Origin of the sequence: Streptomyces sp. NPDC057486 (assembly GCF_042802415.1) — a bacterium.
Lineage (GTDB): Bacteria > Actinomycetota > Actinomycetes > Streptomycetales > Streptomycetaceae > Streptomyces > Streptomyces yanii.
Window position 1 is genome coordinate 46,663 of sequence record NZ_JBHVEE010000020.1, and the last position, 12,463, is coordinate 59,125.

A 12,463-nucleotide genomic window follows, 5' to 3' on the forward strand; every position below is an offset into this window, starting at 1 on the left:
GGTGCGTAATCTGGACGGGGAGACAGGCCGGCAACGCGCCGGCCCGAAGGAGGCAGGGCCCGTGAGCGAGAGCGAGAGCTGGAAGGAACGCGGTGTCGCGCTGCGCGTCTTCGTCTACGTCTTCGCCACGCATCTCTTCGCGGGCTTCGTCTACCTGCTGTTCTACGTGGGCGAGCACGCCCACAAGTGAGTCGCCCGCCGGGCGGAACGCCGACGGCCGCGAGGGCCCTCGCCGTGACGGCGGCAGGAACCCCCACCGCCGTGGGCTCGGGATCCGACGGTTCCCCTCGCGACATGCGGGGCGGTGAGCCCGGGAGAAGGCGACCCTGTTGCTCGGCATGTCCAAAGGGGCTCCGGTTCCCGGAGCGGGTAATGGCCACCGCCCGGCGGCACCACACGATCACCAGCCGTATGCCGCACAGGTGCATCGAGCTGTGTGCACAGGGACGGGGCCCGCGTTCGGCCCGAGGCTGTCCCGTACGGGAAGCGGCACGGGGCCGCCAAGGCCGGGTGGGCGGAGCCCGACCGCGTTACACTCGGCGCATGACCTCCGTACCGTGCCGAAACTGGTGGCGCTCCACTTAGGAGCGGCCGCCTCATCTGCACGGAACCAGGGCCGTTCGATATGGACGGCCCTCTTCTCTGCCCTCGTACGGGTACGGATGCCGCTCCCGGCGGGCCGTCCTCCACGCAACCAGCACCCGCGAGGAGAGACCATGACCGCCACCGCCATCGCCGCCGCCGCACCCGTCACCACCCCCGCCCAGCGCCGCAGTGCCGAGCTGGAGCAGCAGATCCAGCAGGATCCCGGGCGGTTCCGGGTGATGACCGGGGACCGGCCCACCGGGGCACTGCACCTCGGGCACTACTTCGGGACCCTCCACAACCGTGTCCGGCTCCAGGACCTCGGCGTGGACGTCTTCGTGATCATCGCCGACTACCAGGTGCTCACCGACCGGGACGTCGCCGACCGGCTCACCGAGCACATGGAGGGGATGCTGCTGGACTACCTGGCCATCGGCATCGACCCGGCCCGCACCACGATCTTCAACCACAGCGCCGTGCCCGCGCTGAACCAGCTGATGCTGCCGTTCCTCAGCCTCGTCTCCGTTGCCGAGCTGAACCGCAATCCCACGGTCAAGGACGAGATCGCACACTCGCGGCAGTCCGCCGTCAGCGGGCTGATGTTCACGTATCCCGTGCATCAGGCCGCCGACATCCTGTTCTGCAAGGGCAACCTCGTCCCCGTCGGACAGGACCAGCTGCCGCACCTCGAGGTGACCCGGAGCGTCGCCCGCCGCTTCAACGAGCGGTACGGGACGGTCTTCCCGGAGCCGGACGCCCTGCTCTCCGCCGCGCCTCTCCTGCTCGGCACCGACGGCGGCAAGATGAGCAAGAGCCGGGGCAACTCCATCGCGCTCGGCGCCACCGCCGACGAGACCGCCCGGATGATCCGCGGGGCGAAGACGGACACCGACCGGCACATCACGTACGAACCGGAGACCCGGCCCGAAGTGTCGGGGCTCGTACTCCTCGCCGCGCTCTGCCTCGACCGCGACCCGTACGAGGTCGCCGAGGAGATCGGGGACGGGGGTGGCGCCGTGCTCAAGCGGACCGTGACGGACGCCGTCAACGAGCGGCTGGCGCCGGTGCGGGCGCGGCGGGCGGAGTACGCGCAGGACATGGCGTACGTACGGTCGGTCCTGCGGGCCGGCAACGAGCGAGCCAATGCCGTCGCCGAGGCCACGCTGGCGGAGGTACGGGGGGTGATGGGGGGCCTGCTGTAGCGATTCCGGCCAGGTCGGGGCAGCCGGACCGGGCCGGACCGGGTCGGCTCCGGGGCAGGCGTTGCGTGCCGACACGTCCGGGAGCAGTGCCGCGATGTTCCAGGCGTCGTCGGCGCCGCCCTGACGACCTGGCGCAGACTCGTCGCCTCGGTGGGCGAAGCGGCCCGTCACCGAGCCGTCGAGTCCGTGCTCGCCGGCTACCGGCAGCGCGGCAGGGCGGTCGTACGCACCGTCTGGGCCAATGTCCCCCCGGCCCGCGTCCGGCACGTTCGCCCGACGCCCTCGCCCGCGCGCACCGGCACCCTCGGCCAGGGCGTGGACGCCCTCGAGGCCGACGCCGCCCCCGTGTGCCGGTCGGCCTAATGCAGCGTCACTGCCCTTCGTCGGCGCAGCAGTTCCGCGAGTCCGCGCCGGGTCGCCGCGATCACCACGCGGTCCTCGGCGCGCAGCACGTACCCCGGGTGCAGGTTCCAGATCAGGCCCGACGGGTGGTCCGGGGAGGCGGGTGCGACGGTCGTCAGGTCGGGGTGGCGGTCCTCGCGCGGGGTCGCGTCCAGGGCCAGCACTCTCCATGCCCCCGCCCGGAACGCCTGCTCGACCGTCCGGCCCTCCAACTGCGGGTGGCCCGCCACCTCGATCGCGGCGAACAGCATCACCTTCCGCTCGACCGGGATCGCGCCCAGGATCTGCCGTCCCATCATCGCGACGGCGAAGGACGGGGCGGCCAGATGGGAGACGGACCGGGAGCGGGTCAGGGCCTGCGGGTGGGCGGTGCGCAGGGTGCGGTAGACGGCGGTGGCGAACTCGTCGTCGAAGAGGCGCAGCGCCACCCGCAGGTCGGGCTTGACCGAGCGGGCGTAGAGCGCCGCCTCCAGGTTGGTGGTGTCGATGCTGGTCAGGGCGAGAAGGGCGCGGGACCGTTGAATCTTCGCGGCTTCCAGGACGCCCTCCTGGGTGACATCCCCGAGGACGACGGGTACGTGCAGTCGCCGGGCCACCGGGATACCGCGTGCGTCCGGGTCGTCCTCCACGCACACCACGGGGATGTCGAGCTCGCGGAGCCGGACCAGCACCCTCGTACCGATCTTGCCGAGCCCCAGCAGCACCACATGGCCGGAGAGTCCGCGCGGCGGGCGGCGCAGGGACGACGCCGTACGCAGGGAGCCGAACGCTTCGAGGACGCCCGCCACCAGCAGCGGCAGCAGCATCAGGCCGGCGATTCCGGACAGCAGTTGGATGATCTGTCGCGCGGTGGGGTCGCCGATCGCCGGGTCACCCATCGCGAAGAGGTCGAGCAGGGTCAGGTACGCGGCGTGCAGGGGGTGGTCGCCCGTGGTGAGGGTGGAGGCGACGGCGAGGGCCAGGACCGCCGAGCCGACCCCCAGCGCCGACCAGCGCAGACGGCGCGAGAAGATCTGGCTCAGCGGGGCGCCGCGGCCCCCCATGCGCAGCTTCGGACCGTCCGGTGCGGCCTCGCGGATGGCTTCCAGGACCACCGTGCCGCGCCCGGTCGCCGCGGCCACCTGTTCGTGATCGGGCAGGAGTTGGGGTCCTTCGGCGCCGCTGCTGTCGGATCCTTCGGCGCCCGCCGGGTCGTGCGTGGTGGAGGAGAGCAGGGCGAGCGTGCAGAGTCCGGGGTCGGCGACCTCGCCCTGCCGGGGCGGGGTGCGTTCGACGGCCCGCAGGAGCAGGCCCTCCGCCTGGACGACCTTGCTGGAACCGGTGAGCGCGGTCGCGGCGAGCGCCGGGGCGGCGGTGTCGGCGTCGGAGAGGACCGTGGTGGACGCGTCCAGCGCCGTCGGGTCGAGTCCGGGGACGGCGACCGCGGCGGCCTGGTCGAGAAGGGTCTCCAGGTACTGCCCGAGCTTGCGGTTGTAGAGACGGATGACCAGCCGGACGCGGGGGTTGAGGCGACGGGCGGTCAGCGCGGCGCGGATGTTGCGCTCGTCGTCGTCGTAGACGAGTGCCAGTGCGGTGGCGGTGTCCACGCCCGCTTCCTCGAAGGCCTCGTCGGACGGCTCCGCAGCCTCCAGGATGCGGACCGCCTCGACGCCGGCGTTCGTGTCGTCGTCGGAGCTGCCGGTCGTCCCGTTGCTGCCGTTGCCGCCGTTGCCCAGGTTGCGGTTCATCGCCGCCGACATCCGTCCGAACAGTGTCGCCGCGCGGCCGCGTTGGGTCAGCGGCAGCTCAGGTCTGCGCGGATCACGCCCGGGCGGGAGAAGGAGTGTGACCCGCTCCCCGTAGACGTACCGCAGCTCCACCGCCAGCCGCCGGGCCAGTGCGTCGTCGCCGCAGATGACCATGTGGCCGCTGAGGGGGGAGCGTTGGGGCTGCTGGGGAAGTGTGGACACGAATCCCAGCATGCCTTGCACACCTCCCGTTGTTCGACTCATTCCGGCCGGTCAGTGATCTTCGTGTGCCGTCGGGGTGCGTGGAGCCGCGTGCCGGGCGGACTGCTCCGGGCCCGCGAGCGGGTGACGTGGGTCCGATGCGCGGACGATCGCCGCCTCGACCGCCGCGATCCGTTCGGAGAGCAGGTCCAGTGCCGCGACCGCCCGCGAGGCGGTGTCTGCGCTGCTCGGACGGGGGCGAGGGTTCGGGAAAGGGGTGCCGTCCGGGGCGCCGAGCGCCTGGGTGCGTACGTACGAGGCGGTGATCGCCGCCCATCGGTCGGCCTGTTCGGCGGTGAGGGTGCCGCGCAGAGCCGCCAGTTTCAGCAGGTTGGACTCGGCGCCCGTGGTGAGCGTCTGGGCCTCGCCCGCGTAGTGGTCGTCGATGACGGCGGCCAGTTCGGCGTCGTTCATCACGGGGACGATCCGCTCGGCGATCTTGTTCATGTTGCGGTACGAGCCCTGCAGCCGGAAGGGCGGCTCGGTGCGCGTCGTGTCGGTCTGCGCGGCCGAGGCGATGTACGCGGCGTTCACGGCGAGAACGGTCTCGCGGGCCGTCACGAGGTGGCGCAGGACCGCGGTGATCCTGTCCAGCTCGGCGGGGGTGTACGGGTGGTCGAGACGGTCCGCGTGGGCGAGGGGGCCTTCCCCGCTCGGACGGAGTCGGGAGCTTGGGGAAGGGGCCGTGCCGGAGGCCAGGCGGACGAGCCGCGCGAGGTCCTCGCGGGAGCGGCCGGCGAGGGGTGCCAGCACCGGGTTGGCGGTCAACGCGTTCTCGATGAAGCTCAGCGCGAAGATGTCGTCGCGGCCGCTCAGCACCTCGCCCAGGTTCCACACGTCGGCGCGGTTCGCGAGCATGTCCGGGATCCGGAACTGTTCGCCGGACTCGGTGTACGGGTTGCCCGCCATGCACACCGCGAACCGCTTGCCCCGTAGGTCGTAGCTGCGCGGCTCGCCGTCCCGGACACCCTCGATACAGCGGGTGGCGTCACAGAGGGGGATGAACTTCTGGAGCAGTTCGGGTGACGTGTGCTGGATGTCGTCCAGGTAGAGGAGTGTGTTGTTGCCCGCCTCCAGTGCGAAGTTGATCTTTTCGATCTCCCGGCGGGCTGTCGCGCTGTGTGCCTGCGCGGGGTCGAGGGAGGTCACGTCGCGGCCGAGCGACGGGCCGCTGATCTTGACGAGGACCAGGCCGAGCCGGTCGGCGACGTACTCCATGAGTGTCGTCTTGCCGTAGCCGGGCGGCGAGACGAGCAGCAGGAGGCCCTGCGAGTCGGTGCGCCGGTCGGCGTCGGCCGTGCCGAGCTGCTTGGCGAGGCTGTCGCCGATCAGCGGCAGGTACACCTCGTCGAGGAGCTGATTGCGGACGAACACGGACATCACGCGCGGCCTGTGGTCGTCGAGCCGCAGCCGGGCGCGTTCGGCGGTGACGAGGGCGGTGCGGGTTCGCTGGTAGGCACGGAAGCCCGGGACGGTATTCGCACGGAACTGCTGTGTGCGGGCCAGGAGTTCGTCGAGACGGACGGTCAGGCGGCCACGGTCGATGCGTGGATGGGTGCCCAGCAGGCCGTCCACGGTCGCCGAGAGCGGTGCCTCGCAGTCGTATCGGGTGAGCTCAGGTTCCGGACAGAGTTCGACGGCGACCGCCTCGGCGAGATCACCGCTCGGAAGGTCCGTTCCGCTCGCGGAGGCGTACGCGGTCAGCCAGCCCTCGACGAGCTGGCGGCGCGCCGGAAGGTCGTCGCGGAGGGCGTCCAGATCCTCGTCGTACGCCGAAGTTCCGGTGGTGCGGCGGAACTTGTCCAGGAAGGTGCGGGCGGTCGCGCTCGTGACGAACCCGGCGGGGCCCGAGGTCAGCTCCTCGAAGAGGTACGCGGCGACGGCAGGCGCGTCATCGGTCCCGATCCTGGTCGCCCATTCCTCCTGGAGCGCGTTGATCGCGGGCGCCAGGCCGAACGTCTCCCGGGCCCGGGCGAGGGAGGCGGCCCGGCGCGTCCAGGAGGCGCGGAGGACGTCGTCCGTGTCGTACGTCCAGAAGAGCTGCGCCGTCGCCCGTACCGAGGGCGGGACACGCAGCAGGCCGGCATCGGCCCGCAGTCGCAGCAGCGTGGTCAGGATGGCGGCGGCGTCCTCGTCGTGGACGCCCCGCTGATATCCCTCGTCGTACGCGGCCGCAGCCGACTCCCGTACGAGCAGGGTGAGGTCGGCCGGTTCGCGGGCGGCCAGGGCATCCGCGCCGTGCTCGTCCAGGAGGCGGGCTGCGAGGTGTTCGGCGCGGTAGACGGACGGGGACTCCGAGGGCAGCAGCTGGTCCCAGTACGGGCGGGTCGCCTCGAACGCCGGGTCGGTGACCGGAGCCCGGTAGTCGGTTCCGGTGACGGCGAACGCGAGCCGGTCCCCGGAGGGCACGAGCGTCAGGTCGAACGGCCGGGTGTTCACGGCGAACCGGTGCCGGCCGAGCCGGATCGTCGACCCGCCGTCCGCGTACAGCTCGCTGCGGTCGCGCAGGGCCCGCCCCGCCTCCTGGCGGGCCGCCTTCAGCCGTCCGTCGAGCTCCTCGGCCCGCACGGGGTCGCCGAGCCCGCGCAGTTCGTCAGCCGTGCGCCGGACCTTGGCGACCATCGGGTCGGAGGCGAAGTACGTGTGGACGGCGTCCAGGTCCGGGAGGGCGGACAGCCGCCGGGAGACGGTCTCCAGGACCCGGGCCGCCGAGTCCGCCAGCCGTTCGGCGCGGCGGGCGCGGTCGTCCTGCAACGTCTGCTTACGGGCCGAGAACGCCTCGTACACCTCGGTCCGCCGCTCGGCCAGCTCGGCGAGGAATCCGTCGTACTCGGCGAACCGGGACTCCAGGTTCTCCAGCTGAAGCAGGAGCCGGGCCAGTTGTTCGTCGCACGCGTCGGGGGAGTCCGTGACGGCCAGCGCACCCGTGACCGCCTGCCCGAGCAGGGCGAACTCGGCGGCGAACTCCGCCCGCCCTTCGTGATCGAGGAGCTCACGGCGGCGCGCGTCGAGCGTGGCCCGGGCCCGGTTCACACCGCCGAGGACCTCGGCGATCCGTTCCAGGATCGATGTGCGGACGGTCGCGTCCCCGATGTCGAGCCCGGCGACGACGTCGGTGACCGTCGCGAGCCCGTCCGTCATCTCGGTCAGCCGGTCGTCGAGCGCGGTCGCGTCCGCGACGGTGGTGAGCGCGGACGCGTCGGCGGTGAGCTGCTCGATGTCGTGGTGGTAGCCCGCGAATGCGTCGTCCCGGCTCAGGAACGCGACCGCGCGCTGGGCGGCGGAGGTGAGATCGGCGGCGGTGGCCGCCGTCAGCTCGGCGATCCGGTCGGTGTCCGCGTACCGCATCTCGCCGAGCGTCGCCAAGCGGCCGTGCGCGCGACGCAGTTCGGTGAGCTGGGAGACCCAGGCGGCGGCCGAGCGCGGGGCCTCGCCGCGGATGCGGCGGACGAGCGCGGTGAGGTGGTCCGCCGCGCCGGTGAGTGCCTCGGCGGCCTGCCGGGTCAGCTCCTGCACCGTCTCGAACTCGGCGAGGACCTGCTGCGCGGTGTCGTGGAGGGCGGTCAACGGACCGCTGAGTGAGCCGAGTTCGGGGTCGGTGAGCCAGTGGTAGCGGTCGGTGGTGCGGATGCAGTCGTCGACCAGCCGGGCGTACACGCCCGTCGTCGGCGTGGTCCGCGTCGCGCTGTTCGCCAGCGCGAGACAGTCGGAGATGCCGCGTACCAGATCGGCGTTGCCGACCCGGGCGAGCGGCCCCGTCCCGGCCGGGCGGGAAGCGGCATGGGTGTCGGAGACGTACGGGGTCTGCCAGCGCTGCACCGTGTGCACACGGACCGGCTCGGTCGACGCGGTGTCCTTGAGGAGGACGAGGGTGCCGTCGTCGAGCAGCGCGTGGCCGCGGCAGAGCAGCGGGGCGGCGACCTCCTGGCGGATCAGGTTGTAGGGGAGGAGCAGGCCGCGGCCGCCGTCCCGGGACCGGAAGAGGTAGAGGACGTCCTCGCCGTTGGGGGAGTGGACGGCCCCCTCGAAGACGGGGTCGGCGAGCGGCTCCGCGAGATCGAAGGTCTTGGCGGCGCCGGTGGTGAGGTACGTGCCGCCGGGGAAGATGATCCCCTGGTCCTCCGGCAGCCGGTGGCAGGCGGGCCCGATGGCGTCGAGGCGCTGGACGGTGGAGAGCAGCGTGTTGAAGACCAGGTGACGCCAGGCATCCTCGTTGTACGGGCGGATCCGCAGCAGGATCAGGGGGCCGACCTCGGCGTATTCGACGTCGGCGTCGGCAAGGGACTGGAGGGGTTCGGTGACCGGCTCCTCGTAGATCCCGTGCGGTGTGTCGGTGTCGTCGGCCGTCTTGACGGTCAGGGTGCCGCCGAGGGTGTCGACGAAGAGCGCGCCGCTGCCGCCGATCGCGATGTGCGGGTGGCGGCCGGGGATGTGCGACTCGCGGCCCGCCACGGTCCAGGTGAAGTCGTGCGAGGGCGGGAAGACGTGGTCGCGTTCGCCGCGCGCGTCGAGGAACGCGCCGGGGGAACCGTCCGGGGCGAGTGCCCAGCGCAGTACGCGGATGTCGTCGGCGGTCTCGCCGGTACGGAACACGGCGAGGAGCCGCCCGTCGACGCGGCGGAGACGGAGCAGGCGGGCGTCGCGGTAGTAGCGGTGCAGGGTGGTGAATTCGCGTACGAAGGCTTCGTCGGCGAGGAGAGCGTCCCGGCCCGGTGACAGATCGGGTCCGTGGAGGGTGAGTACGTCCCCGACCTCGGCGTCGCCGCGTGCGCCCGGTCCTCGCTCGAAGCCGAACAGCAACTGCCCGCCCACGGCGACGAGGTCGCGGGGCACGGAGGCGTGCTCCGTGCGGATCCGCTCGGTGGCCAGGAGACGGAGGCGGGTCGAACCGAACTCCTCGGTGCGATGGGTGTTGAGTGCTTCGGCGCGGTGGGTGAGCTCGGTGGCCTGTGCGGTGAGGCGGCGCCGCAGTACGTCGTAGGTGCCGCCGTCCACGGTGGAGGTGGGGTCGGTGTCCATGCGTACGGCTCCCTGCGAGATGTGGGTCGGGTGGCGCGGCCGCCGGCCGCGCTGTGTCCTCGAACGCCGGACGGGCTCGAAGTGGTCGCCCTTTCGGGCCCGTCCGGCGTTCGAGGGCGGAACCGGACCGGTTGGGCCCGAGGCGCGGGTGGGCTCTCGGGAGGTGGCCGTCCCATCGAGCCCGTCCGCCCTCCGGGGACGGAGCGGCCACCCCGGCGCCCGGGCTCGACGTGCCGCGCCTACGCCACCGGCGTCCCGTTGCGCGACACGGGTACATCAGGGGCATCCGCCGGCGCCCCGACCGGCAGGTCCGCCAGACCGAGCTTTCGCGCCGAGTCGAGGAGTTGGCGGACCTGTCCGGCATCCGCACCCACTCCCGGAGCGGCCAGCATCCGCATCAGCAGCGCCGACACCGTCAGGTTCTGCACATCGCCCGTCGAGACCGACCCGAGCACCCGCGTCAGGTCGTCCGTGAACGAGGACGACCCGTTCAGCCACGGGCCTGCGAGTGCCTTCGCGGTGTCCGAGTTCTCCACGAACCCGTCCACGCTCCTGCCGAGCGAGATCGACGAGACGAGCCGGTCGAAGAAGACCGAATCCCCGCCGACGATGTCGATGTCCGCGTTCTCCAGACCGGTGGCCAGGACCGTCGCCTGCGCCTCGGCGACCTGCCGCTGCACATCGAGTCCGGCCAGCCGGATCTCCTTCTCGGCGGCGAGCCGCAGCCGGTACTCCTCGTGCCCGCGCGACGCGTCGTCCAGCGCCGCCATCGCGGCCGCCTTCTCCGTGAGCCCGGCTGCCTCCGCCTTCAGCTTCTCGCCGATCATCGCCGCGTCCGCCGTGGCCTGCGCCTGCGTGCCCTCGGCTGTGGCGAGAGCCTTCAGCCGCGCACCCTCGGCCTCGGCCTTGAGCCGGGCGGCCGCGGCCCCGGCCTCGGCAAGACCGGTCTTCTCGATGACATCGGCGGCCGCCTCCCGTACCTGCACCTCGGCAAGTCCGGGCGCCGCGGACTCCGCCTGGACGCCTTCGGCGAGCCGCAGCTTGGCCCGGGCGTCGAGGTCCGCGCTCTTCAGCCGGGCCTCGGAGAGTGTCAACTGCTCCGCCGCCCGGTGCGTGGCCGCCGCCTCGGCCGCCTCAGCCGCCTTGATGTCCTTGACCAGCTTCTCCTGGGCCTCCGCCTCGGCCGCGATGATCACCGACTTGCGGGTGCGCTCCGACTCCTCGACCGCCCGCAGCGTCTTGATGGACTCCTCCTGCTCGGCGACCGTCCGGTCCACCGCGATCCGCTCCCGGATCACATCGGCGACCTCGCGGCGCTCGGCCTCGACCTCCTTCGTCGCGGCGATCCGGTTCAGTTCGGTCTGCCGTTCGCGCCCGATGACCTCGATCAGCCGGTCCTTCTCGATGCGCTCGTTCTCCACGGCGATGACCCGCTCGCGGTTCTTCTGCGCAACGGCGATCTCCCGCGCCTGGTTCTCGCGCTGGATGCCGAGCTGCTCCTCGGTGCGGATGAACGCGGCCTGCGCGCCGAGCCGTTCCTCCTCCTGGACCCGGGCGGTCGCCGCCTCCTCGCGGGCCCGTAGCGTCTCGACCTCGCGTCGCTGCTTGATCTCGGCCTCGGCCTGCCGGCGCTCCAGCTCCAGGATGGTCTCGCGGGCGTCGACGTTCTGCCGGGTGATCTCCTTCTGCTCGGTGCGCTGGTACTCGTTGGTGCGCACGTGCTCGATCGCCGTCAGTTCGGTGATCTTACGAATGCCCTGCGCGTCGAGGATGTTGGCGCCGTCGAGCTGCGCCATCGGCGTCTGCTCCAGGTGGTCGATCGCCGCGTCGTCGAGGTGGTAGCCGTTCAGATCGGTGCCGATGACCCGGATGATGCGGTCCCGGAACTCCTCGCGCTTGGTGTAGAGATCGACGAAGTCCAGCTGCTTGCCGACCGTCTTGAGTGCCTCGGCGAACTTCGCGGCGAAGAACTCCTGGATGGCGGCCTTGTCGCTGGCCCGTTCGGTGCCGATGGACTGGGCGACCTTGATGACGTCCTCGACGGTCTTGTTCACCCGTACGAAGAAGTTGATGTGGATGTCGGCGCGGATGTTGTCCTGGCAGATCAGGCCTTCACGCCCGGTGCGGCGCAGCTCGATCGTCTTCACCGAGATGTCCATGTACTCGGCCTTGTGCAGGACCGGCAGCACGACGGCTCCGGTGAAGGTCACGTCGACCTTCTTGGTCTTGGAGATGATCAGTGCCTTGCCCTGTTCGACCTTGCGGAAGAGCCGGCCGATGACGAGGAGCAGGGCGATCGCGATGAGCAGGACCACGGCGACGAGCACACCGAAGCCCAGGGAGATGGCATCCATGACAGTCCTTGACGGCTGGTGAGGAAGGTGAGAAGTGCGGGGCGCCCGCCGGGGCGAGCGGTCGTGTGCCGTGAGCCCCGCAGGCGGGGCGGCGGCTCAGCGGGTACGGCGTGGGGTGCGCGGCAGCGGCCGCGGGGGCTTCGGCGGGCCCGGGTCGAGCGTCACGTCGTACGGCGAGACCCAGAAGAACTCACCCTCGTCGTCGTACGCGTACAGGAGCCCCGCACTGCCCGCGGTGAACGCCGCCTCATCGGTCTGCGGCAACAGCCTGACCTGCACGATCGCGGTCGAGCCGTCGGCTGCCGCGACCTCGGCCTGGCCGAAGTCGGAGCTGACGGATCCGGTACGGATGATGCAGACCCGACCGAGGAAGTCCTGTCGGGACGGCGGGAGTTCGGCCGGGAAATGACGCCGGTAGCGGTGGACGAGGAATCGGACCACGGCCCAGGAGATCAGCAGCGCCCCGGCGAGTACGGCGCAGGCGAGTGCGGCCCGGGCGGTGCCGGTGACCGCGCTGCGGTGCAGCAGGACGGAGCCGGTCAGGCTGGTGAACCAGGCGACGACGACCATCACGGACACCGAGACGGCGACCGGCACACCGCCGATCCCGGCCAGGTCGGTGTCGAGGTCGGTGTCGAAGGAGTGATGGTCGGCCGCGCCCACCAGGACCAGCAGCCAGAAGCAGATGACGACGATCAGAGCGGCGCCGAAGAGGACGGCGGGGAAGGAGGATGCGGCTCTCAGGAATTCCTGCATCGGTCCACTCCCCCTGCCTGTCGGTGGGGGTGCGGCGGATGGGCATTCCGGCGGTGACTCCGGTGGCCGCGGCGCCGCCGATATGCGGCGCCGCGGGGGGCGGGGGGTGGCCCCCCCCCCCGAACCCCCCGATAACCCCCGGGGATATAAAAAAAAA

Annotated in this window: 7 protein-coding genes; 3 read left to right on the plus strand and 4 right to left on the minus strand. The window is 71.7% G+C overall.

All coding sequences use genetic code 11. The features are described from left to right. Positions 1-61 precede the first annotated feature (61 nt). The 3 genes from ACFU6I_RS12530 to ACFU6I_RS12540 all read left to right on the plus strand — a co-directional run bounded on the left by ACFU6I_RS12530 (position 62) and on the right by ACFU6I_RS12540 (position 2,150). Positions 62-190 (plus strand): DUF6126 family protein, encoded by a 129-nt coding sequence (locus ACFU6I_RS12530; RefSeq protein WP_234432866.1) that lies wholly within the window; start codon positions 62-64, stop codon positions 188-190. Positions 191-716: 526 nt separating this feature from the next. Then, positions 717-1,787, plus strand: a complete 1,071-nt coding sequence (gene trpS, locus ACFU6I_RS12535) for a tryptophan--tRNA ligase (protein ID WP_384364425.1) — start codon at positions 717-719, stop codon at positions 1,785-1,787. Between the two features lie 150 nt (positions 1,788-1,937). Then, positions 1,938-2,150: a hypothetical protein gene (locus ACFU6I_RS12540; RefSeq protein WP_384364428.1), complete on the plus strand. Its 213-nt coding sequence runs from the start codon at positions 1,938-1,940 to the stop codon at positions 2,148-2,150. Here ACFU6I_RS12540 and ACFU6I_RS12545 read toward each other — a convergent pair. The 4 genes from ACFU6I_RS12545 to ACFU6I_RS12560 form a co-directional block, all read right to left on the minus strand. Next, a complete protein-coding gene (locus ACFU6I_RS12545) occupies positions 2,147-4,150 on the minus strand; it encodes an NAD-binding protein (RefSeq protein WP_384364431.1) in 2,004 nt (667 codons plus the stop codon). The genes ACFU6I_RS12540 and ACFU6I_RS12545 overlap by 4 nt on opposite strands. 39 nt (positions 4,151-4,189) lie before the next feature. Further along, the gene (locus tag ACFU6I_RS12550) at positions 4,190-9,196 is read right to left on the minus strand and encodes a DNA repair ATPase (RefSeq protein WP_384364434.1); all 5,007 of its coding nucleotides are present in this window, start codon (positions 9,194-9,196) and stop codon (positions 4,190-4,192) included. A 239-nt stretch (positions 9,197-9,435) separates the two neighbouring features. After that, positions 9,436-11,550, minus strand: coding sequence for a flotillin family protein (locus ACFU6I_RS12555; RefSeq protein WP_384364437.1), 2,115 nt, complete (start codon positions 11,548-11,550; stop codon positions 9,436-9,438). Positions 11,551-11,646: 96 nt separating this feature from the next. After that, a complete protein-coding gene (locus tag ACFU6I_RS12560; protein ID WP_384364440.1) occupies positions 11,647-12,306 on the minus strand; it encodes a hypothetical protein in 660 nt (219 codons plus the stop codon). Positions 12,307-12,463: the final 157 nt, after the last annotated feature.